This is a genomic window from Streptomyces sp. JK94, assembly GCF_053613315.1.
On the sequence record NZ_JBSICH010000001.1, the window covers coordinates 607,984 to 629,324 of the forward strand.

Consider the following 21,341-nt stretch of genomic DNA (forward strand, 5'->3'; position numbering starts at 1 on the left):
AAGTCGTGATCAGGCGACCCAATCACTTCAACGACCTGCAGTCATTCGGCGGCCACACCACCTGACGGTCCGCCGGAATCAGCGCCCGGGCGGGTGGTGCGCGAGGGGGCGTCCGCGGCTGGACGGCGAGGTCGTCGAAGGGCGTGTGGCCGCGCGACAGGCACGGCAGAGCATCCTCGTCCGGTGTCCGGTGTCCGGTGTCCGGCGTCAGGCGCCTGCCCCAGCTGCGGTCGTGGCCGTCACTCTCCTCGTCCGAGACCGGGAGTGACGAGCGGCGAAGAAGGGACGCGCGATGCCGGTCCTGCCTGATCGGGGGACGTTCCTGCCGCGTGCCGACCGCGCGGAGCCGCCGTGCCGGCCCCTCGCGTCCAGGCCCACCGTCACACCGCCGAAACCCGCCCGTTTCCGGTCCCGCGGAAACCGGCCGTAGGCTGGATGGCACACCCGGCAGCCCGGTCACCGTCGCCCGAAGGCTCGTCCCCGCCCTCGACCGGACGACAGGAGTCGCGTGCCTCGTGTCCGCACCGCCCGCCTCGCCGCTTCCTCCCTCCCGCCGTGGCTCGCCCACGCACTGAGCACCCAGCGCGGTCCCGTGCCCTGGAGCGCGGTGACCCGGGGCGCGCTGGCCGGTGGGCCGCTGCTGCTCGCCGCGGTGCTCGTCGACCGGGCCTCGCTGGGGGTGGCCGCCGCCCTCGCCGCCATGCTGGCCGGCATCAACGACCGGCCGGGCAGCCGGCGTACCTCGGTGCGACGGATCGGTGTCCCCGCGCTCGCGGGAGCCGCCGGGCTGCTCGTCGGAACGTACTCCGGTGAACACCTCGGCGCCGTTTCGCTGACGCTGGTGCTGACCGGGCTGGGACTGGTCGCGGGAGGCTTCAGCGCCGTGGGGGCCGTGGCCTCCGGCGCGGGGACGCAGCTGCTGGTCACCGGCGCCGTGGGGGCCGGGATGCCGCTGCCCGGCCCCGGGTGGCAGAGTGCGTCCGCCTTCCTCGCCGGTGCCGGATGGCTGCTCGCGCTGCGGCTCCTCCTGCCCACGCCCGGATCCCGCGCCGGCGACTCCCGCCCTGAACGCCTGGAGTCCCGCTGCGGCTCCCCCGGCGGTTCTCGCCCCGGGTCCCGTTTCGACTTCCGCTTCGACGGGGAGCGGGCCGCCGTGGCCGCCGTCTACGACGCCGTCGCCGCGCTCCTGGACGCCACGGGCACCGGGCACGCCGTCGCCCGCCGGGCCGCGCTCACCGCCGCCCTCGACCACGCGCAGGACGCGCTCGCCGGGCCCCGGCTGCGACGCCGTGCCTCGTCCGCGGCCGAACGGCGGCTGCACGCCCAGTACGCCGCCGCACTGCCCCTCGGCGAGGCCGCGACCGCGCTCGCCTGGGCGGAGCGGCCCCTCCCGGCGCGGGCGGGGGAGGGGCCGCGGCGTCTGGCCGCCGCCGTCCGCGGCAACACCCCGGCCGGCCCGCTGCCCGCGCCCAGCCGCACCGAACCCGCTCTGCGCGCCCTGGACGACGCCCTCCTGCACGCCGCCGAGGCCTTCGACCGGGGCGGGAGCCGTGACCTGCACACCCGCAAGCGGTCCGTCGCCTCCCTGGCCCGCACGGTCCTCGGCGCCGGCGGGCGGGAGTACGGGCTGCGCGTCGGCCTGTGCTTCGGGGCCAGTGCCGCCGTCGCCCAGGTGCTGCACCACAGTCACTGGTACGGGACCCACCAGCACTGGTACTGGCTCCCTGCCACCGCCGTCTTCCTCGTCAAACCCGACCTCGGTCCGCTGGTGTCCCGGGTGGTGTGCCGGGCGGCCGGAACCGTCCTCGGGGCGCTCCTGTTCGCCGGAGCCGCCGCCGTGGTGCCCCGGCCGGAGGGACTCGTGGCCCTCGTCGCGGTCTGCGGCGCGCTGGTGCCGGTCGCCGCACGGCACTTCGCCGCCCAGACCGCCGTCGTCACCGTCCTCGTGCTCGCCCTGGTCATGGTGGGCGGCGAACCCCAGGCCTCCGTCAGCCGCATCGGCGAGACACTGCTGGCCTGTGCGATCGTGCTGGTCGTCGGGCATCTGCCGATGCCGGGGCAGCGGGGCGGCAGGGTCCGCACCCGCATCGAGGCCGCCGACGCGGCCGCGCACGCCTATCTCGCCCACGTGCTGCGCGAGTCCGACGACCGTGCCACCCGGTGGACACTGCGCCGCGACGCCTACCGGAGACTCGCCGAAGCCCGCGCCGCGATCGGGCTGGCCGCCGCCGAACTGCCCGCCCTGGCGCGGCACTCCGCGGGCGCGGACGAGGTCGCCGCGCTCCTCGAACGCCTCGTCGACACCACCACGGCGTGCGCCGTGCACCTCGACGACACCGGTCGGCTCACGCCCCGCCACACCGAACGGCTCGCCGGGCTGCGGGACGAACTCGCCGCGCGGCGCGGGCACGTGGCGCTGCGCGAACCCGCGCCGCCCCTCGCCGGGTGAGTGTCCCGCGCCGCCCCTCGGGTGAGCGTCCCGCCGGACAGCGGCCACCCCACCGCCCACGCCGTACCTTGGCGTGATGACCCCACCTCCCGGTGAGAAGCCCGCCGGCCCCCGTGAGACGCCCACCGAACGCCCCGAGCCCGCCGACCTGGTCATCACCGGCTGCACCGTCCTCGTGCACGACGACCGGGAACGGATCGGCTTCGAGGAGGACGCGGCCGTCGTCGTACGGGACGGCCGCGTCGACTCGGTGACCACGGCCGCGGCCGTGGCGGGCCTCCCCGCCGCCGAACACCTCGACGCGCGCGGTCAGGTCGCCCTCCCCGGGCTGATCAACTGCCACACCCACGCGCCGATGGTCGCCCTGCGCGGGCTGGCGGAGGACCTGCCCACGCGGGAGTGGTTCAACGACGTCGTCTGGCCCGTCGAGTCCAACCTCACCGCACGCGACGTGGAGCTGGGTGCCCGGCTCGCCTGTGCCGAGATGATCCGCGCGGGCGTGACCTGTTTCGCGGACCACTACTTCGCCATGGACACCGTCGCCGCCGTGGTCGCCGAGTGCGGCCTGCGGGCTCTGCTGGGCCAGGCGTACTTCTCCTCGCAGGGTCCCGGAGGACGGGAGCGGTCGCTGGAGTTCGCGCTGCGGCACCGGGACACGGCCGCCGGCCGCATCACCACCGCCCTCGCACCGCACGCCCCCTACACCGTGACCGACGCCGATCTCGCCGCCACCGCCGGGCACGCCCGCGACCACGGCCTGCCCGTGCACCTGCACGCCGCCGAGAACCGCGACCAGACCGACACCAGCCTCGCCCGGCACGGGGCCACCCCGATCGAGGTTCTGGAGCGCACCGGCATCCTCGACACCGACGTGCTCATCGCACACGGCACCGGCATCACCGAGCGCGATCTGCCGCTTCTCGCGCGCGCGGGCGGCCGTACGGCCGTGGCGACCGCGCCCCGCGGCTACCTCAAGTTCGCCTGGCCCGACACCACGCCCGTACGCGCCCTGCGGGACATCGGCGTCCCCGTCGGGCTCGCCACCGACGGCGCGGCCTCCAACAACTCCCTCGACGTGTGGGAGTCGATGGCGCTCACGTCCCTGATCCAGAAGTCCGCCGAGGGCGACCCCCGCTGGCTCTCCTCCCGCCAGGCCCTGCACCACGCCACGCTGCAGAGCGCCCGCGCGGTCGGGCTGGGCGACACGGTCGGGCGGATCGCACCGGGGCACCGGGCCGACCTCGTCCTCGTCGACCTCACCGGCCCGCACACCCAGCCCGTGCACGATCTCGCCGCCACCCTGGTGCACAGCGCGCGCTCCGCCGACGTGCGCACGACGATCGTCGACGGGCGGGTCCTCATGCGGGACCGCGAACTGCTCACCCTGGACGTGGCGGCGGTGGCGCGGGAACTGGGGGAGCGGCTGCCCGCCCTGACCGACCGCGGCCACGGCCGGCGGATCCAGGAGTACGGCACCTGATCCGCAGCCGCGGGGCGGCCCGGAGGAGAAATCCTGCCGAGCCGCGACGAGTTCGCCTCCTCACGGCAGTCACCACCCTTCGACGGACCGTCGCGATGGAGGAGCCGGAGCCATGTCGCTGCCCGAAATCGTCACCCGCGCGGACTGGCGCGTGGCGCGCGAGGTCCTGCCGGCCAAGGAAGGCCGTCACGCGCGCGCGTGACGCGCTCAACGCCGAGCGGCGCGGGCTGCCGATGGTGGAGGTGGTCAAGGAGTACGTGTTCGAGGGCGGCGACGGCAAGGCCACGCTGCTCGACCTCTTCGGGGAACGCGGCCAGCTCGTCGTCCACCACTTCATGTTCGCCCCGAGTGGGACGCCGGCTGCCGCGGCTGCTCGGCGTTCCTGGACCAATTCGGGCACCTCGCGCACCTGAGGGCGCGCGGTACGTCGTTCGCGGCCGTCTCCCGGGCGCCGTACCCGAAGATCCTCCCCTGCAAGGCGCGGATGGGCTGGAGGGTGCCCTGGTACTCGTCGTACGCCGGCGACTTCAACGCCGACTTCGAGGTGACCCTCGAGCAGGAGGGCGCACTCGTGGAACGGCCGGGGCTCAGCTGCTTCCTGCGGGACCGCGACCGGGCCTTCCACACCTACTCGACGTACGAGCGCGGCCTCGACGGGCTCGGCTCGACCACCAGCCTGCTCGGCCTGACCGCACTCGGCCGGGGGAACGGTGGAGAAACCCGAGGGACGTGCGCCGGCTCTCGGTGCCCCTGCGGACAGCGGGGCGGTCCGGTACCACGAGGAGTACGAGGACTGACACGCACGGTGTCGAAAACGGCCGAACGGCTGAGACGACGCTCACACCATGCGGTGAACGAGTGTCAACTATGTCTCAGTACCATCACTGCACGAGGTGTTCCCTCCATGGTTGGCGTTTAACTCTACGAGTACAGCGCTACATGGAGGTGCAGGGTGAACGGGCGAACGGTGCTCGAGCGCTTTCCCGCAGGCGGGCCGCGCGGATCCTGGCCGGCCGAGGAGTTCGCGAACGCGCGGCGACTGGAGGGACTGGCCGCCGAAGTCGTCATGGACCTCGCCTCGGACATGTTCCTGGTCATCGTCCGCGGCGGCGACGCCGCCGGTGCGCGGCCGCCTGACGCGCCGGTGCGAAACGGCCCGGACCGCCGCGCCGGCCCCGCCCGTCAGCCCGCCTCCGGGGCGTGCACCGGCGCCTTGGCGAACTGCTCGGCCTGCAGCGAGTACAGCTCCGCGTAGACGCCGCCGGCGGCCAGCAGCTCGTCCGGCGTCCCGGACTCCACCAGCCGGCCCTGGTCGAGGACGTGCACCAGGTCCGCGTGGCGCACGGACGCCAGCCGGTGGGTGATCAGTACGACCGTCTGCCCACGGCCGGCCAGGGCCCGGATCTTCTCGAACACCTCCAGCTCGGCCCGGGCGTCCAGGGCCGCCGTCGGCTCGTCCACGATGAGGATGCGGCCCCGCCGGTACGCCGCCCGGGCGATCCCGACCCGCTGCCACTGGCCCCCGGACAGCTCGTGCCCGCCGCTGAAGTCCCGGGCCAGCAGGGTGTCCAGGCCGCGCGGCAGATCCGCGATCACCCCCTCGGCCCCCGCCTCGGCGATGGCGTCGGCCACGCGGTCGTCGCCGAGAGGTTCCGAGGAGCGGCCCACCGCGACGTTCACCCGCGCGGTGAACGGCCACCGCTTGAAGTCCTGCGCCACCATGGCGACGCGTTCGGCGAGCGCATGCCGGTCGGCCGTCGCCGCGTCGACACCGTCCCAGGTGATCCGGCCCCGGTCCGGCGTGTAGAGCCCGGCGAGCAGTTTGACCAGCGTCGTCTTGCCCGAGCCGTTCTCGCCGACGAGGGCCACGATCCGGCCCAGCGGAAGCGCCAGCGTCACGTCGTCGAGCGCGGAGCGGGTCGCGTCGCCCGGGTAGCGGAACGTGACGTTCTCGAAGCGGATCTCCTTGGGGTCCTCGGGCAGCGCGGCGCCGCCCACCGGGATGGCCCGGTGGGCGGCCTCCCGGTGCAGCCGTTCCAGATCGCCCACGAACAGGGCCTCCTCGTGGAGCGCGTTCACCTCCACGACCAGGGTGCCGAGGCTCTGCGAACCGGTGCGGACCGCGATCACGGCCGTACCCGCCACCGACAGGGCCATCGCGCCTCCCAGCAGCAGCCCGCCGAGCGTCGCGTAGGTCGCGGCCGTCGCCAGCCCCGTCCACGTCGCCGCGAACAGCCCCGTACGGGCCGCCAGCCGGGCCAGCCGGGTCTGCTCCGCCTCGGCGGTCTCCGACATCGAACGGAAGTGCCGCAGCAGGAAGGGCCCCACCCCGTGCACCCTGATCTCGGGAGCCGCGGCCGGTTCGATGAGCAGTCTGGCCAGGAGTCGTCCCGCCCGCTCGTGCTGCACCCAGGCGTGGAAGGACTCGTACCGGCGGCGGGCGAGGGTCAGCGCGCTCCAGGCGCTCGGCAGGGTCATCGTCACCAGCAGCGGCAGCAGCGCCGGATGCAGCACGGTCAGGACACCGGCCGCCGCGATGAGCGAGATCATCGCGTTCACCACACGCGTGCCGAACGAGATCATGCGCCGCGCGGAGGCGGCGCCGTACTGGGCGGTGTCCAGGAGCTTGTGGAAGGCGTGGTCCTCGATGGCGGACAGCTCCACGGCCGCCGCCCGTTCCAGGTACCGCTCGGTGGCCACCCGTTCCACCTTGGGCTCCAGCCGCCCCGTCGCATACGTCGAGGCGGCCCGCAGCAGCGCCGCGACCGCCATCGCCGCGGCCACGGTGACCAGCGCCGGGACGGTGCCGCGCAGCCGTTCCGCGACCGGCCCGGAGGACATCAGCCCGGCCAGCACACTGTTGACGGCGAGCAGGCTGACCGCCTGCGCCGCCCCCCGGCCCACCTCGGCCGCCAGTACCGTCCGGGCGGCCTGCGGGTCGGCCTGGCGGGCGAGCCTGAGGCTGGAGGCCAGCAGGGACGGCAGCCGGGTCAGCATCGCCCGGAAGCCCAGCTCCAGGAACGCGTCGGCGTGCTGGCTCCAGCCCATGTCGTAGCGCAGTGGACCACCGAAGAGCAACCGCTCCGAATCCGACACCCCGGCTGATTCCGTGCCGCCCTTCCTGCGCACCGTCGGCCTCCCCCGTTTGTGGACGAACGGCCACTATCGCGGGGCGGGGTGCGTACGGGCAGGGCGCGAGCAGGGCAGGGCGGGGCGCGCGGGCGCGCACCCGGCCGCAGGAGACCGGAAAAGGGCGTGCGGGGTGGCGCCCGGAGGCACGGTGGCGCGGGCAAGGCGCAGTGGTGCGGGAAGGCGCGGTGGGTGCGTCAGGGTACGGCGGCGCGTCAGGGTACGGCGGTGTTCTACGCGCTCACCGGCCGCGACCACGTCGGCGTCGTGTTCGTCAGCCGGCACAGCGCGAGGTAGAGCGGGATGGGCGGGGTGTAGGGGACCGTGCCGTCCGGGCGGTGGATGAGGCCGGGGACGTCCGGGACGTCGGGGACGACCGCTCCGGTGGCGTACCGCGCGGGCGCGGGCCACTCCAGGGCGTAGTCGGAGTCGGAGGGGACGATCCACCACCAGTGCGCCTCGTCGGCGTACACGCATCCCACGCGTGGCAGCCGGGGCAGCACCAGGGGACCGAGCCGGGCGGGCGCCGCCACCGCGTCGCAGCCCAGCGGGGCCGTCATGCCGTCCGGTACGGGCAGCCGCCGGGGCGTACCGGGGGCGCGCAGTCCGCGTTGGAGGCGGACCAGGGTGTCCAGGCCGATGGGTCGGATGCCGGACGCAGTCCTCATAGCCATTCGGTCCCCGTTCCGCGGCGCGCCTCCCGGTGGCGTCCCTCCGCCTCGCCGTCGTCGCCCGTGCCGTCGGCGGGGCCGGGCTTCGGCCGGGCGCCCCAGCCCAGGTCGTTGCAGGGCCCCGACGGGTCGCGCGGCCCGTCGGCCTTCCGCGGCAGCTCGGCCCAGACCAGTAGTCCGGGGCCGTGCTCGTGGGCACCCCAGGCGTCGCACAGGGCGTCGACGAGGAGCAGTCCCCTGCCGTGCTCGTCCTCCGGCTGCTGATCGGCCGACGGGAGGGGCCGGCCCGGGGCGCAGCCCTCGTCCCGTACGGCTATGCGGACCAGGTCGGCGCCGTCGTGCAGCTCGCAGACTATGTGTCTGCTCGCGGTGTGCACGATCGCGTTGGTCACCAGCTCGGAGACCACCAGGGCCGCGGTGTCACAGGTGTCCTCGCACACCGACCAGCCGTTCAGCCGAGCACGCGTCAGGCGTCTGGCCTGCGCGGGAGAACCCGGATGGGCGGCCAGCTCGAAACGGAACCGACGCTGGGCGGCGGCCCTCGAGGAGCCGGCTCCCATGGCGGCACCGAGGCCCGGGGAGCCCGCGGCGGCGTCTGTTCCTAAAGGCGCGGACGGAATCACGCTTGCCACTATCGCCCCGCCGTGGACACTTGGCAAGTGTCACTCTGAAAAATGCAGAGTGCTGTGTGACGGTCTGGACGGCCGTGGCACACTGCTCGCAACAGCACGTCGCGCGGCGCCACTTCAGATCGCCGAAGGTCTGCACAGGCTTTCGAATAGATCTTCGAATGGCGCCGCCGGGCTGTCCGCACAAGGACTCTTCGGGACTCTTCAGGAGGTGGGCGGTGAGCGAGCCGCGGTCAGCGCCGACGGTCGGCCAGGTCGTTCTCGGCCGACGCCTGCTCGACCTGCGGGAACGTGCCGGTCTCAAGCGTGAGGAAGCCGCCCGCATCCTGCGGGTCGCCCCGGCCACGGTCCGCCGGATGGAGATGGCCGAGGTCGCCCTCAAGATCCCGTACCTGCAGCTGCTGCTGAAGGCCTACGGCATCGGCGACGAGGAGGCCGACGCCTTCGTCCGGCTGGCCGAGGACGCCAACAAGCCCGGGTGGTGGCAGCGCTTCCACGACATCCTGCCGGGCTGGTTCTCCATGTACGTCAGCCTGGAGGGCGCGGCCGTCCTGATCCGCTCCTACGAGCCCCACTTCGTCCCCGGACTGCTGCAGACCGAGGACTACGCACGCGGAGTGCTCCGCTCGGGAGCCATCGGGCAGACCCGGCCCGACGACATCGAGCGCCACGTCGACCTGCGCATGCAGCGCCAGGAGCTGCTCACCCGCGACGACGCGCCCAGGCTGTGGGTCGTGATGGACGAGACCGCGCTGCGCCGCCCCGTCGGGAGCCCGGAGGTGATGCGTGCCCAGATCGACAGGCTGCTCGACGCCACGGGGCTCCCCAACGTGACCCTGCAGATCGCGCCTTTCTCCAGCGGGCCGCACCCCGGCACGTACGGGCCCTTCGTGCTGTTCCGATTCGCCATGCCGGAGCTGCCGGACATGGTCTACAGCGAGTACCTGACCGGCGCCGTCTACCTGGACGCGCGCGCGGAGGTGGCGACCCACCTCGAGGTCATGGACCGCATGGCGGCGCAGGCCGCCACGGCACATCGCACGAAGGAGATCCTCCGGGATCTCCGCAAGGAGTTGTGAATGAATCGCATCGAGCCCCAGCGCCTGCCACGGACCCGCGGTCAGCGGATCTACAACGGCATGCCCGCCCGTGAACTGGGCAGCGAGGGCTGGCACAAACCGTGGAGCGGTGGCAACGGCGGCAACTGCCTGGAGGCGATGAAGCTCGCCGACGGCCGGATCGCGGTCCGTCAGTCCACCGACCCCGACGGTCCCGCGCTGATCTACACGTCCGCCGAGATGACGGCCTTCATCGAGGGAGCGAAGGCGGGAGAGGCGGACTTCCTGCTGACCTGAGACCTGCACTTCCGTTGACGCTGTCTTTTTAAGCTGTGTGGCACTGAGCCGATCCCCCGACCCCCAGGAGAGCACGAGGGAGAACGCAAGGCACGGAGCGTCGGCCGCCGCCCTTGCGGGACACGGGGCGGCGGCCGGCGGGCCGTGAACCGCTGATCGGTCCGGAGGGCGGGCGGACGGTGACGGGTGGACGGGCTCGGGTCGTCATCGATCGGTCGTACGGACCGACCGGCGTCGGCAGCCGTGTACGGCCGCCCGGCAGATGGCGGCCGACGACCGCCGCGTCCGCCCCCTCCGCGCCTACCCCCTTCCGAGTCCGCCTGCCCCTCAGAGCGCGCCCCTCCGGGCGCAGGCCGCCGTCATGGCCGCCCCTGCCCGCGGCGTTCGCAGGCCCGGCGGAGCCCGCCCCACTCCGCCCCGATACTCCGCTCGGCGGACCCTGACCCTCGCCCGGGGTTTCCGGCGGGGCACAGTCCTCTCAGGCGAGCGCCAGCACGTACGCGACCGCCGCCGCTGCCGAGGCGCCCGTACGGACGTGGTTCCAGGCCGTCCACGCGCGCACGTAGCCGGGCCACCGGCCGGCCGCCTCCGCGGAGCCCGGCTCCGACCGGAGCAGCGCGGTGTTGCGCGGCACGTGGACGGCCGCCGTCACCCCGAACGACCCGACCACGTACAGCGCGCTGCCCAGCAGCAGCTCCACCGCGGCCCCGCCGGGCCACAGCACCAACGTCACCACGGCGATCGCCGCGGCCAGCACCGCCGTCCCGAGGAACAGGGACATGAAGGCCGGGCGCACCGCCGCCGTGTTGATCGCGTTCATCGCGGCGACTCCCTGCGCGGACGGCAGCGCGGCGAGCCCCCGCATCACGAAGGCCGAGAACGCGCAGAAGGCGCCGGCCGTCATACCGGTCCCGAGCACGCCCAGCACCGTCAGCACGAAATACGGTCCGTCGATCATGTCGTGTCAGCTCCCATCCCCCGCGTCCAGGCCCGTCCGGCACCGCCGGCCGTCGACCACCCCCAGCCAACCTCCGCACAAACGTGTTGACCATGGCCGAGCGGCGCGAGCGCATGCGCGAGCGTCCAGGCGGGCGGGTCGGCGGCTGACGCATCATGGGCGGGTGCGACTGGAAGCGATCACTTGGGACAGGCTCGGCGACCTGCTCGCCGAGCGCGTGCTCGACCTCGCGCCCGCCGACGGCGGCGCCTGGCCGCGCATCGCCTTCGACGGCGCCCCGGCCGCCCGCCCCGGCGACCTCGCCGAAAGGGTCTGCGAGGCGCTGCGCATCCGCGGCCGACCCTCCCTCGTCGTCGGGACGGAGGGCTTCCTGCGCCCCGCCTCGCTCCGTCTGGAGTACGGGCGCCAGGACGTCGAGTCCTACTACAACGGCTGGTACGACACCGGCGCCCTCTGGCGCGAGGTCTTCGACCCGCTCGGGCCCGGCGGCGACGGGCGCGCCCTGCCCGACCTGTGGGATCCCGACACCGACCGCGCCACCCGCAGCCCCTACGTCGACCTCCCGCCCGGTGGCGTGCTGCTGCTGCACGGGCCCTTCCTGCTGCGTCACTGGTTCCCCCTCGATCTGAGCGTCCACCTCGTCCTGAGCCCCGGCGCCCTGCGCCGCCGCACCCCCGGAACCGAGCACTGGACCCTGCCCGCCTTCGAGCGCTACGACGAGGAGGCCGATCCCTCCGGCACCGCCGACGTCCTGGTGCGCGCCGACGATCCACGGCACCCCGCATGGAACGGCTGAGGCCCCGGTGAAGAGCCGCTCTGCTCCCCTTCAGCCCCTTCGGCACGCGCACACGTCACTGCCCTGAGCGACCCGGACCGCCCTCAGAGCCAGCCGTTGCGCCTGAAGCCCCGGTGCAGCGCCAGGCAGGCGACGGCTATCACGCCGATGACCAGGCCGTAGCCGTACTGCCAGCGCAGTTCCGGCATGTGGTCGAAGTTCATGCCGTACATCCCGCAGACCATCGTGGGCACGGCGACGATCGCGGCCCAGGCGGTGATCTTCCGCATGTCCTCGTTCTGCGCGACCGTCACGCGGGCGAGGTGCGCCTGGAGGATGGAGTTGAGCAGTTCGTCGAAGGCCGCGATCTGCTCCGTGGCTCGCAGCAGATGGTCGGCGACGTCTCGGAAGTAGGCCCGTATCTCCGGCTCGACCACTCGCGCCGGTCGGGTGGCCAGCTCCTCCAGCGGCCGGCCGAGCGGTACCACGGCCCGCCTCAGTTCGAGGAGTTCACGCTTGAGCTGGTAGACCCGGCCCGGATCGACCCGCGCCCCGTGCTCCCCGAACACCTCCGTCTCGACGTGGTCGATGACCGTTTGAACCGCCTCGATGACGCTCAGGAAGTCGTCCACCACGTGGTCCGCGATCGCGTGCAGCACCGCGGACGGCCCCCTGGCGAGCTGCGCGGGGTCGGACTCCAGCCCTTCGCGCAGGGGTCCCAGTGAGCCGTGCATCCCGTGCCGCACCGTGATCACGAAGTCCTGGCCGACGAACACCATGATCTCCCCGGTGCTCACCACCTCGCTCGTGGCCGTGAACTCCTCGTACTCCACGGAACAGACCGTCTTGAACACGGCGAACAGCGTCTCCCCGTACCGCTCGACCTTGGGACGCTGGTGGGCCTCGATCGCATCCTCGACCGCCAGCGGATGCAGCTCGAAGAGGTCCGCGACACCCGCGAACTCCTGGTCCGTCGGCTCGTGCAGACCGAGCCAGACGAAACCGGCGCCGTGCCCGCGCATGCGCGTCACGGCCTGCACCGGATCGCCGCCCTCGGGAGTGCGGACACCGTCCCGATAGGTCACGCAGTTCACCACCGAGGAACCCAGCGGGGAGCGGGCGGGATGGCTCAGGTCCACACGGGGGCGGCGCCGGGCCAGCCGCGCCACCTTGCGGAGACCGCCGCCCCTTCCCAGGCCCGTGACCTTGCGCAGATTCCCTGCCATTACCATCCGTGTCTCCTCGCGTGGGTCCCCTCGCGCCATGCTTCCCGCGCCTTGGCCAGCCAGTCTGCCAGGCCGGCGCGAGCGGTGGACGAGCCTGTGGAAAGGGGACGTTCCGCTTGGTTCCCGGCTGTGGACGGGCCCCTTCGGGCCCGGACCCCGCCTCCCCCGAGCCCGGCCCCGCCCGCCGTCCGGCCCGGGCGCCGGCCCGCTCGCAGGGCCGTCACGCCGGAGCGTCGACCGCTTCGGGCAAGCCGGACAACTGGGATGATCGGTCCATGACGCGAACCGACGGATACCTTCTCGACAACCGGCAGGCCGAGGCCGCGGAGCGCTTCGACGCCTTCGCCACCCTCTTCGACCCGACGACGTTCCGGCATCTGCAGGCCCTCGGCGTCGGACCCGGCTGGCGCTGCTGGGAAGCCGGTGCCGGAGGCACGTCGGTGGTGGCCTGGCTGGCCAAGAAGGTGGGACCGACCGGCAGGGTCCTCGCGACCGACATCGACACCTCACGGGTCGCCCCGGCCGGTCGTCCTCCGGTCGAGGTGCGCGTGCACGACGTGGGCGCGGAGGAACCGCCGGGGGAGGGTTTCGACCTGGTGCACGCCCGGCTCGTCCTCGTGCACGTCCCGGACCGGGAGAGGGCGTTGCGGTCCATGGTCAAGGCCCTGCGTCCCGGCGGCCGCCTCCTGATCGAGGACGCCGATCCCGCGCTGCAACCCCTGATCTGCCCCGACGAGCACGGCCCCGAGCAGCAGCTGGCGAACCGGCTGCGGCAGGGCTTCCGCCAGTTGCTGTCCCGCCGCGGCGCCGACCTCTCCTACGGCCGCCGGCTCCCGCGCCTGCTCCGGAAGGCCGGGCTGTGCCGTGTGGAGGCCGATGCCTACTTCCCGGTCACCTCGCCCGCGTGCGCGGTGCTGGAGGCGGCGACGGTCCGTCAGGTCCGTGACCAACTGGTCGGTGCCGGGGTGGCCACCCACGAGGACATCGACCGTCACCTCGCGAACGTCGCGTCCGGCGACATGGACCTGGCGACGGCTCCGATGATCTCGGCGTGGGGACGCAAGGTGTAAGAGCCCCGTATCCCGGCCGCCCCGGGCGAGTCCGCCCTCGGCCGAACGAAGGGCAGCGGAACGCCACGAGCCGTCCAGGCGCGGACGGGCCGCCACCCGGCCGGCCGTCCGGACTTCGGAGCGAGGGCGTGCCGACACCGCGGACGGCGGTCGCCCGCGCCCCGCGTTCCGGGCGGCGGTCGGCGCCTCCTCCATCGGCCGCGCGTACCCTCCCCCGCGCGTCCGCAGCGGTCCTCCCCCGCGCGTCCGCAGCGGTCGTCACCCGGCCGCGCGCGGTGGTCTGCCGCCCACCCGTTCGACCGCCTCCGCTCCCGCCCGGCACCCCGTGGCCGCCGCCTGCTCGGGTACCGCGCCCCCGAGCAGGGCCGCGAGAAACGCTCCGGTGAACGCGTCCCCGGCGCCGGTACTGTCCCGAGGCGAGGCCGGAACGGCGGGGACACGCGCGCGCACCGTGCCGGACCGGGCCACCAAGGCCCCCTCCGCGCCCTGCTTGACGACCACCCAGGGCACGTGCCGGCTCAGCTTCGCCGCCGCGTCCGCCGCGTCGGGCAGCCCGGTGAGCAGACACGCCTCGGCACGGCTGGGCAGCAGGACGTCCACGCCCTCGACCAGCTCCCAGAACCGGTCGACGCCCAGCTCGGGGAGGAACCCCGTCGACGCGGGGTCCAGACTGACCGGCACCGCGCGCGCGTGCGCCGCGGTCAGGGCGACCGACACCAGAGCGCGGCTCGGCTCCGAGAACAGGAGGTAGCCCGACAGGTGCAGCCGGGCGACACCGTCGAGGAGTGTGTCCGACCAGTCGCCGGGTCCGATCCGCAGTGACGCCCCGCTGTCCGTCAGGAAGGTCCGCTCGGCCGCGGCGCCCGTGTCGACCAGGCAGATCACCGTACCCGTAGGGGCCGACGCGTCGACGACGAGGAGGGGGCGCACACCACGGGAGACCAGTTCCCGCTCGTGCCAGGCCGCCGCGTCCGTGCCGACCCGCCCCAGCAGCCGTACGTCCCCGCACCCGCCGTACGCGGCCCAGCACGCCACATTGGCGCCCGCGCCACCGGGCAGTCGGTGGATCGAGGCGGCGGTGTCCGTGCCGGCGGCCAGCGGCCCCCGGTGCCGGGCGACGACGTCCGTGACGACGTCCCCGACGACCAGCAGCGCGCCGCCGTGCTCCGCAGTCACGCTCCTGCCCAGGCCGCCGCGATGCGCGCCGCCAGCCGTACGTTCCCGCGTACCGCCGCCAGGTTGGCGTTCAGGGAGGCGCCGTCCGTGTGCCGCACCAGGTGATCGAGCAGGAAGGGGGTCACCGCCTGGCCCGTGATCCCCTCCCGCTCGCACGCGTGCAGCGCGTCGGCCAGCACCCGCGCGTGCAGCGCGGGATCGAGCTGTTCCTCCTCGGGGACGGGGTTGGCGACCACGAGCGCGGACCGCGGCCCTCCCAGCGCGTCCTGTGCCCGCATGACCGCCGCCACCTGCTCCGGACCGTCCAGCGTCCAGTCCACCGGATGCCCCGAGTCGGACAGGTAGAAGCCGGGGAAGCGGTCCGTGCCGTAACCGGCCACACCGACTCCCAGGGTCTCCAGCCGTTGGAGGGTCGCCGGCACGTCCAGGACGGACTTCACACCCGCGCAGACCACCGTGATCCGGGTGCGGGCCAGCAGACCCAGATCGGCCGACTCGTCCTGCGTCACCGTCCACTCCCGGTGCACGCCGCCGAGCCCACCGGTCGCGAACACCCGTACCCCCGCGAGGGCCGCCAGCAGGGCGGTCGCCGAGACGGTGGTCGCCCCGCTCGCGCCCGCCGCCACCGCGAGCGGCAGGTCACGGTGGCCCAGCTTCCGGATGCCGTCCTCGTTCGCGACCCGCTCCAGCCGCTCTTCGTCGAGGCCGACATGAGGACGTCCGTCCAGCACGGCGATCGTCGCCGGTACGGCGCCCTCCTTCCGTACCAACTCCTCCAACTCCCGCGCCACGAGCAGATTGCGGGGGCGTGGCAGCCCGTGCGCGATGATCGTGGACTCCAGGGCCACCACCGGATGGCGCGCCTCGATCGCCGCCCGCACCTCTTCCGACACCACCAGCATCACGCGCCTGCCTCCTGTCCGTCGGTTCTCCCTCATCTCTGGCGGGCCGGGGAGCGGACCAAACCCGTCGTGGGCCCCGGCCGGACCCTTGCGGCCCGCACGCGGGAGCACCAGCCTGGGAACCATGAAGGACAACACGACACGCCTCGACCATGTCGTCCTCTGGGTGCGCGATCCGGTCGCCGCGGCCGGCTTCTACGAGAGGACCCTCGGCACGGAACCGCTGCGGGTCGCCGAGTACGCGGCGGGGACCGTGAGCTTCCCCTCGGTGCGCCTCAACGAAGAGACCATCCTCGACCTCGCGCCGCACTCCCTCGCGGAACGCATGAGGATGGTCCCGGGCGCCGACGGCAGCGCGGGCCATCCCGTCAACCACGTCTGCCTGGCCCTGTCCCCGGACGGCTTCGAGGCACTGCGCGCCCGCCTCGAGGAACAGGCGGTTCCGGTCTCGGAACTCTCGTACGACTCCTACGGCGCGCGCGGCCCGGCCCGGCGGAGCTTCTACTTCGGCGACCCGGACGGCAACATCATCGAGGCACGCCACTACGAATGACCCGCCCGGCACCCGCGGCGGGCCGGCCCCTCAGAACAGCGGCTCGGGCAGCACGCCCTCCAGCGCGAGGAGCTGTCGCTTGGTGCCCACACCGCCCCCGAACCCGCCGATGCCGCCGCCGCTCTCCACCACCCGGTGGCACGGCACCACGACCGGCAGGGGATTGGCGCCCATGGCCATGCCCACCGCCTGTGCGGCGCCCGGCTGTCCCACCCGGCCGGCCAGATCGCCGTAGCCGAGGACCGAGCCGTACGGGACACCCGAGGCCAGCTCGCGCAGCACCGCCCGGTTGAACCCGGAGATCAGCGACCAGTCCAGCGGCAGGTCGAAGGCACGCCGCGTGCCCGCGAAGTACTCCTCCACCTGGCGTATCGCCTCGGCCAGCAGCGGGGAGCCGGGCGCCTCGACGGGCTCCGTGCCCAGCCGGGCCGCGAGCCCTTCGAGTGCCCGGTCACGGGCGGCTCCGCGGGCGTGGAACACGACGTTGACCAGGCCGTCGCGGGTGGCGGCCAGCAGCAGCGGACCGATGCCGGTGTCGACGACGGTCCACACGACCTGCTGCTCGTACTGCCCAGGGCTGTCCATGCGCCCACGGTACGGCCGACCACTGACATCGCCCGGGGCCGCGGGGCCGCCGCCGCTGCCCCGGGCCCGGCGGGCTCACCGGACGGTGGTGTCCTCCGCCTGGCCCACGGCGCTCCGCACCACGTCGGGCTTGTTCGTGATGATGCCGTCGACGCCGTACCCCGCGACCAGCCGGGCGGTGTCCGCGCTGTCGACCGTCCAGGTCAGGACCTCCATCGGCCTGCCGTGCGGCCCCGTGAACGCGTGGACGGAGGAGACGTAGCTCATGGACAGCGAGCCGTGGGAGGGGTTGATCTGGTCGGTGAACTCCGCGTACTCCGGCAGGTCCGACACGGACGGTGTGCCGAGGAACCCGGTCTTGACGGCCGGCTCGAGGTCGTGGACGGCCCGGATGCTGTCGGCGTCGAAGCTCTGGACGACCAGGCGTCCGGCCACGTGGTGCCGGTCGAGCCAGCCCTCGTTGGCGAGGACCTTGAGGGTCTGCTGCTCGATGCCCGGGTACAGTTCCGGGCTCTTGAGCTCCAGCAGCAGCTTCTGGTGGTGGTGCTCCAGGCGGTCCACGAACTGCTCCAGCGTCGGCACGCGCGCACCCGCGTACTCGGAGCCGAACCAGCTCCCCGCGTCCAGCCGCGCGATCTCGGCCGCGGTGAAGTCCTTCACGTTCCAGGGCGCCCGGTCGGGGAAGACCTCCTCCACGTCGGTCGTACGCCGCAGGCTGTTGTCGTGGAGGACGACGAGCCGCCCGTCCTTGGTGCGCTGGACGTCGTTCTCCACCCAGCGGATGCCCAGCTCGGCCGCCTTGTCGACGGCGGCCAGGGTGTTCTCCGGCGCGTACCCGGAAGCGCCCCTGTGGGCGATGACCGAGGGCCCGTCGGCTTCCTCGCTGTGGGTGGCCCGGGCGTGGGAGAGGGGGGCGAGCAGGGCGACCCCCAGGAGCGCGGTGGTCGTGACGGCAACTGCGCGCGCGTGCATGCGTACTCCTCGCGTCGAGCGATCACGGACAGCATCACTGTGACACCGGAGCGTCAACGGAAGAGGGGTGCAGAATGGCCACGGGCTTAATGGAGTCGCTCAACTCCGCTCACCGGGACCGCACAAGTGGAGCAGGCCCGTGATTCTTTGCCGGAGAATCGTTCGACCATTCCGGTGGGAGTCATACTCTCTGCACTCGACCCTGATCGTTCGCGCGGTCCCGGGAGGGGCGCACATCAGGACGTTCCGGGACGCGACCCGGGCGTAGGAACGCGGAAGGGCAGCCGCACATGCAAGGCACGATCGACGGCTTCAACTACGGACTCGTCACACCGCTGGTGGCCTACCTCATGGCCTGCCTCGGCGGTGCCCTCGGGCTGCGCTGCACCACCAGATCCCTGCTGGTCACCCGCTCGTGGCGTCCCGGATGGCTCGCCCTCGGTTCGGCGGCGATCGGCTCCGGCATCTGGACGATGCACTTCATCGCCATGATGGGGTTCACGATCGAACACACGCCGATCCGCTACGACTGGCTGATGACCTTCGCCAGCCTCGCCGTCGCCATCGTCATGGTGGGCGTCGGGATCTTCATCGTCGGGTACCGGGGCGCGCGCGGAACGGCCCTGTTCACCGGCGGCACCGTCACCGGCCTGGGCATCGCCTCGATGCACTACCTGGGAATGGCCGGCATGCGCCTGGACGGGCAGCTGACGTACAACACCCTCACCGTGGCCGTGTCCGTCGTCATCGCCATGGCCGCCGCCACGGCCGCCCTGTGGGCGGCCGGACAGATCCGGGGGTTCCTGTGGAGCGTCGGTGCCAGCCTGGTCATGGGGCTGGCCGTCAGCGGTATGCACTACACGGGCATGGCCGCCCTCGAGGTCCATGTCCACGGCACGGCCGACCCGACCTCCGGCGGATCGCCCGCCGAACTGCTGGCCCCCATGCTGATCGGTCCCCTCGCCTTCCTCCTCCTCGCCGGCGTCGTGGTGATGTTCGACCCGCTGATGGTCGCGGGGCAGCCCGCCGGGGTCCCCATGGAACGGAAGCCGGGCGTCCCCGCCCGCCCGGAGCCGCCCCGCAGGGCCCACCACCCGGCACACCACGCCCCGCACCGCACCCGCCGCCCCCTCGTCCACCGGCGCCCCCGCACCCCGCAGAACCGCTGATCGGGCCTCGTTGTCAGTGCGGGGTCGTACGGTGGAACCCATGCGGCCCGTTTCCCACATCGAACGCACGGTGGCGCCCTTCGAGGTCGTCAGCCCCTACCAGCCGAACGGCGACCAGCCGGCGGCCATCGCCGAGCTGGCCCGGCGTGTCGAAGCAGGCGAGGAGGACGTCGTCCTGCTCGGCGCGACCGGCACCGGCAAGTCCGCCACCACCGCGTGGATGATCGAGAAGCTCCAGCGCCCCACCCTCGTGATGGCGCCGAACAAAACCTTGGCCGCCCAGCTGGCGAACGAGTTCCGCGAGCTCCTGCCGAACAACGCCGTCGAGTACTTCGTCTCGTACTACGACTACTACCAGCCCGAGGCCTACGTCCCGCAGTCGGACACCTACATCGAGAAGGACTCCTCGATCAACGAGGAGGTGGAGCGACTGCGCCACTCCGCGACCAACTCACTGCTCACCCGTCGCGACGTCGTCGTGGTCGCCTCGGTGTCCTGCATCTACGGCCTGGGCACCCCGCAGGAGTACGTGGACCGCATGGTTCCGCTCCGGGTCGGCGAGGAGCACGACCGGGACGAGCTGCTGCGCCGCTTCGTGGACATCCAGTACACGCGCAACGACATGGCCTTCACCCGCGGCACCTTCCGGGTGCGCGGCGACACCATCGAGATCTTCCCGGTCTACGAGGAGCTCGCCGTCCGCATCGAGATGTTCGGCGACGAGATCGAGGCGCTGTCCACGCTCCACCCGGTCACCGGCGAGATCATCAGCGACGACCAGCAGCTGTACGTCTTCCCGGCCTCCCACTACGTGGCGGGCCCGGAGCGACTGGAGCGGGCCGTCAACGACATCGAGAAGGAGCTGGCGGAGCGCCTGACCGAGATGGAGAAGCAGGGCAAGCTCCTGGAGGCCCAGCGACTGCGGATGCGCACGACGTACGACCTGGAGATGCTCCGCCAGATCGGCTCCTGCTCCGGAGTGGAGAACTACTCCATGCACTTCGACGGCCGCCTGCCCGGCTCCCCGCCGAACACGCTGCTGGACTACTTCCCGGACGACTTCCTGCTCGTCATCGACGAGTCGCACGTCACCGTGCCGCAGATCGGCGCCATGTACGAGGGCGACGCCTCCCGCAAGCGCACCCTGGTCGACCACGGCTTCCGGCTGCCCTCCGCCCTCGACAACCGCCCGCTGAAGTGGGAGGAGTTCCGGGAGCGCATCGGGCAGACCGTGTACCTGTCGGCGACCCCGGGCACCTACGAGCTCTCCCGTTCGGACGGCGCCGTCGAGCAGATCATCCGGCCCACCGGCCTCGTCGACCCGCAGGTCGTCGTCAAGTCCACCGAGGGGCAGATCGACGACCTCGTGCACGAGATCCGCCGGCGGACCGAGAAGGACGAGCGCGTCCTGGTCACCACGCTCACCAAGAAGATGGCCGAGGACCTCACCGACTACTTCCTGGAGCTCGGCATCCAGGTCCGCTATCTGCACAGCGACGTCGACACGCTGCGCCGCGTGGAGCTGCTGCGCGAGCTGCGCGCCGGGGAGTACGACGTCCTGGTCGGCATCAACCTGCTGCGGGAGGGCCTCGACCTGCCCGAGGTCTCCCTCGTGGCGATCCTCGACGCCGACAAGGAGGGCTTCCTGCGCTCCGGAACCTCCCTGATCCAGACCATCGGCCGCGCGGCGCGCAACGTCTCCGGCGAGGTCCACATGTACGCCGACAAGATCACGCCGGCGATGGAGAAGGCCATCGACGAGACCAACCGCCGTCGCGAGAAGCAGATCGCGTACAACAAGGCGAACGGCGTCGACCCGCAGCCGCTCCGCAAGAAGATCAACGACATCGTCGCGCAGATCGCCCGCGAGGACATCGATACCGAGCAGCTGCTCGGCTCGGGCTACCGGCAGACGAAGGACGGCAAGGCCGCCAAGGCTCCCGTGCCCGCCCTCCGCGGTCAGACGCCGGCCGGCAGCAGGGCGGCCAAGGGCAAGGGCGCGGAGACGGCGGTGACCGACCGCCCCGCGGCGGACCTCGCCGCACAGATCGAGGACCTCACCACCCGGATGCGGGCGGCCGCCGCGGACCTCCAGTTCGAAATCGCGGCCCGGCTGCGCGACGAGGTCTCCGAGATGAAGAAGGAACTGCGCCAGATGAAGGAGGCCGGTCTGGCCTGACCGCCCGGGCACGCACTGTGTTGCAAGACCGACACGAAGTGCGCTCCTGGGTGGGGCGCCGTC

At 72.9% G+C, this 21,341-nt stretch carries 18 protein-coding genes and 1 pseudogene; 10 read left to right on the plus strand and 9 right to left on the minus strand.

The window, feature by feature from the left end; genetic code table 11:
• Positions 1 to 508 precede the first annotated feature (508 nt).
• The 3 genes and pseudogenes from ACVV2G_RS02825 to ACVV2G_RS02835 all read left to right on the plus strand — a co-directional run bounded on the left by ACVV2G_RS02825 (position 509) and on the right by ACVV2G_RS02835 (position 4,726).
• On the plus strand, positions 509 to 2,449 hold the full coding sequence (locus ACVV2G_RS02825) for an FUSC family protein (RefSeq protein ID WP_453840930.1): 1,941 nt from the start codon (positions 509 to 511) through the stop codon (positions 2,447 to 2,449).
• Positions 2,450 to 2,525: 76 nt separating this feature from the next.
• The gene (locus tag ACVV2G_RS02830; protein ID WP_453840931.1) at positions 2,526 to 3,929 is read left to right on the plus strand and encodes an amidohydrolase; all 1,404 of its coding nucleotides are present in this window, start codon (positions 2,526 to 2,528) and stop codon (positions 3,927 to 3,929) included.
• Between the two features lie 112 nt (positions 3,930 to 4,041).
• A pseudogene (locus ACVV2G_RS02835) lies at positions 4,042 to 4,726 on the plus strand (DUF899 domain-containing protein).
• A 385-nt stretch (positions 4,727 to 5,111) separates the two neighbouring features.
• Here ACVV2G_RS02835 and ACVV2G_RS02840 read toward each other — a convergent pair.
• The 3 genes from ACVV2G_RS02840 to ACVV2G_RS02850 form a co-directional block, all read right to left on the minus strand.
• A complete protein-coding gene (locus tag ACVV2G_RS02840; protein ID WP_453840990.1) occupies positions 5,112 to 6,977 on the minus strand; it encodes an ABC transporter ATP-binding protein in 1,866 nt (621 codons plus the stop codon).
• Between the two features lie 314 nt (positions 6,978 to 7,291).
• Positions 7,292 to 7,732: a hypothetical protein gene (locus ACVV2G_RS02845; protein WP_453840932.1), complete on the minus strand. Its 441-nt coding sequence runs from the start codon at positions 7,730 to 7,732 to the stop codon at positions 7,292 to 7,294.
• Positions 7,723 to 8,361: an ATP-binding protein gene (locus ACVV2G_RS02850; protein WP_453840933.1), complete on the minus strand. Its 639-nt coding sequence runs from the start codon at positions 8,359 to 8,361 to the stop codon at positions 7,723 to 7,725. Before ACVV2G_RS02850 ends, ACVV2G_RS02845 begins: the two co-directional genes overlap by 10 nt.
• Before the next feature lie 215 nt (positions 8,362 to 8,576).
• Between ACVV2G_RS02850 and ACVV2G_RS02855 the strand changes: the two genes are divergently transcribed.
• Both ACVV2G_RS02855 and ACVV2G_RS02860 read left to right on the plus strand, forming a co-directional pair.
• Complete coding sequence (locus tag ACVV2G_RS02855; protein ID WP_453840934.1) at positions 8,577 to 9,437, plus strand: helix-turn-helix domain-containing protein; 861 nt, start codon at positions 8,577 to 8,579, stop codon at positions 9,435 to 9,437.
• Positions 9,438 to 9,713, plus strand: coding sequence for a DUF397 domain-containing protein (locus tag ACVV2G_RS02860; RefSeq protein ID WP_453840935.1), 276 nt, complete (start codon positions 9,438 to 9,440; stop codon positions 9,711 to 9,713).
• Between the two features lie 478 nt (positions 9,714 to 10,191).
• Here ACVV2G_RS02860 and ACVV2G_RS02865 read toward each other — a convergent pair whose 3' ends face one another.
• The gene (locus ACVV2G_RS02865) at positions 10,192 to 10,671 is read right to left on the minus strand and encodes an anthrone oxygenase family protein (RefSeq protein WP_453840936.1); all 480 of its coding nucleotides are present in this window, start codon (positions 10,669 to 10,671) and stop codon (positions 10,192 to 10,194) included.
• Between the two features lie 163 nt (positions 10,672 to 10,834).
• Here ACVV2G_RS02865 and ACVV2G_RS02870 point away from each other — a divergent pair, with 163 nt between their 5' ends.
• Entirely contained in the window at positions 10,835 to 11,467 is a 633-nt protein-coding gene (locus ACVV2G_RS02870) for a nucleoside/nucleotide kinase family protein (RefSeq protein ID WP_453840937.1), read from the plus strand.
• A gap of 83 nt (positions 11,468 to 11,550) precedes the next feature.
• On the opposite strand, the gene ACVV2G_RS02875 is transcribed toward ACVV2G_RS02870, so the two are convergent.
• Positions 11,551 to 12,678: a magnesium and cobalt transport protein CorA gene (locus ACVV2G_RS02875; RefSeq protein ID WP_453840938.1), complete on the minus strand. Its 1,128-nt coding sequence runs from the start codon at positions 12,676 to 12,678 to the stop codon at positions 11,551 to 11,553.
• 269 nt (positions 12,679 to 12,947) lie between these two features.
• On the opposite strand from ACVV2G_RS02875, the gene ACVV2G_RS02880 reads away from it, so the two are divergent.
• A complete protein-coding gene (locus ACVV2G_RS02880; RefSeq protein ID WP_453840939.1) occupies positions 12,948 to 13,742 on the plus strand; it encodes a methyltransferase domain-containing protein in 795 nt (264 codons plus the stop codon).
• Between the two features lie 258 nt (positions 13,743 to 14,000).
• Here ACVV2G_RS02880 and ACVV2G_RS02885 read toward each other — a convergent pair whose 3' ends face one another.
• Complete coding sequence (locus ACVV2G_RS02885) at positions 14,001 to 14,918, minus strand: carbohydrate kinase family protein (RefSeq protein ID WP_453840940.1); 918 nt, start codon at positions 14,916 to 14,918, stop codon at positions 14,001 to 14,003.
• Positions 14,915 to 15,823 (minus strand): pseudouridine-5'-phosphate glycosidase, encoded by a 909-nt coding sequence (locus ACVV2G_RS02890; protein ID WP_453840941.1) that lies wholly within the window; start codon positions 15,821 to 15,823, stop codon positions 14,915 to 14,917. The genes ACVV2G_RS02885 and ACVV2G_RS02890 overlap by 4 nt, the downstream gene beginning before the upstream one ends.
• Before the next feature lie 121 nt (positions 15,824 to 15,944).
• On the opposite strand from ACVV2G_RS02890, the gene ACVV2G_RS02895 reads away from it, so the two are divergent.
• The gene (locus ACVV2G_RS02895; protein WP_453840942.1) at positions 15,945 to 16,373 is read left to right on the plus strand and encodes a VOC family protein; all 429 of its coding nucleotides are present in this window, start codon (positions 15,945 to 15,947) and stop codon (positions 16,371 to 16,373) included.
• A gap of 30 nt (positions 16,374 to 16,403) precedes the next feature.
• Here the strand turns inward: ACVV2G_RS02895 and ACVV2G_RS02900 are convergent, their stop codons facing one another.
• Positions 16,404 to 16,958 carry a methylated-DNA--[protein]-cysteine S-methyltransferase gene (locus ACVV2G_RS02900; protein WP_453840943.1) on the minus strand — a complete coding sequence of 185 codons (555 nt, stop codon included), beginning with the start codon at positions 16,956 to 16,958 and terminating at the stop codon, positions 16,404 to 16,406.
• A 75-nt stretch (positions 16,959 to 17,033) separates the two neighbouring features.
• Positions 17,034 to 17,930 carry a glycerophosphodiester phosphodiesterase gene (locus ACVV2G_RS02905; RefSeq protein ID WP_453840944.1) on the minus strand — a complete coding sequence of 299 codons (897 nt, stop codon included), beginning with the start codon at positions 17,928 to 17,930 and terminating at the stop codon, positions 17,034 to 17,036.
• Positions 17,931 to 18,220: 290 nt separating this feature from the next.
• Between ACVV2G_RS02905 and ACVV2G_RS02910 the strand changes: the two genes are divergently transcribed.
• Positions 18,221 to 19,099 carry an MHYT domain-containing protein gene (locus tag ACVV2G_RS02910; protein WP_453840945.1) on the plus strand — a complete coding sequence of 293 codons (879 nt, stop codon included), beginning with the start codon at positions 18,221 to 18,223 and terminating at the stop codon, positions 19,097 to 19,099.
• A 40-nt stretch (positions 19,100 to 19,139) separates the two neighbouring features.
• Positions 19,140 to 21,278, plus strand: a complete 2,139-nt coding sequence (gene uvrB / locus ACVV2G_RS02915) for an excinuclease ABC subunit UvrB (RefSeq protein ID WP_453840946.1) — start codon at positions 19,140 to 19,142, stop codon at positions 21,276 to 21,278.
• Positions 21,279 to 21,341 lie beyond the last annotated feature (63 nt).

Bases quoted from the DNA above. Each gene is read 5' to 3' on its own strand.
- ACVV2G_RS02865 (WP_453840936.1), bottom strand. From the start codon at position 10,671: ATGATCGACGGACCGTATTTCGTGCTGACGGTGCTGGGCGTGCTCGGG.
- ACVV2G_RS02845 (WP_453840932.1), bottom strand. From the start codon at position 7,732: ATGGCTATGAGGACTGCGTCCGGCATCCGACCCATCGGCCTGGACACC.
- ACVV2G_RS02910 (WP_453840945.1), top strand. From the start codon at position 18,221: ATGCAAGGCACGATCGACGGCTTCAACTACGGACTCGTCACACCGCTG.
- ACVV2G_RS02830 (WP_453840931.1), top strand. From the start codon at position 2,526: ATGACCCCACCTCCCGGTGAGAAGCCCGCCGGCCCCCGTGAGACGCCC.
- ACVV2G_RS02905 (WP_453840944.1), bottom strand. From the start codon at position 17,930: ATGCACGCGCGCGCAGTTGCCGTCACGACCACCGCGCTCCTGGGGGTC.
- ACVV2G_RS02900 (WP_453840943.1), bottom strand. From the start codon at position 16,958: ATGGACAGCCCTGGGCAGTACGAGCAGCAGGTCGTGTGGACCGTCGTC.
- ACVV2G_RS02880 (WP_453840939.1), top strand. From the start codon at position 12,948: ATGACGCGAACCGACGGATACCTTCTCGACAACCGGCAGGCCGAGGCC.
- ACVV2G_RS02860 (WP_453840935.1), top strand. From the start codon at position 9,438: ATGAATCGCATCGAGCCCCAGCGCCTGCCACGGACCCGCGGTCAGCGG.
- ACVV2G_RS02840 (WP_453840990.1), bottom strand. From the start codon at position 6,977: ATGGGCTGGAGCCAGCACGCCGACGCGTTCCTGGAGCTGGGCTTCCGG.
- ACVV2G_RS02895 (WP_453840942.1), top strand. From the start codon at position 15,945: ATGAAGGACAACACGACACGCCTCGACCATGTCGTCCTCTGGGTGCGC.
- uvrB (WP_453840946.1), top strand. From the start codon at position 19,140: ATGCGGCCCGTTTCCCACATCGAACGCACGGTGGCGCCCTTCGAGGTC.
- ACVV2G_RS02875 (WP_453840938.1), bottom strand. From the start codon at position 12,678: ATGGTAATGGCAGGGAATCTGCGCAAGGTCACGGGCCTGGGAAGGGGC.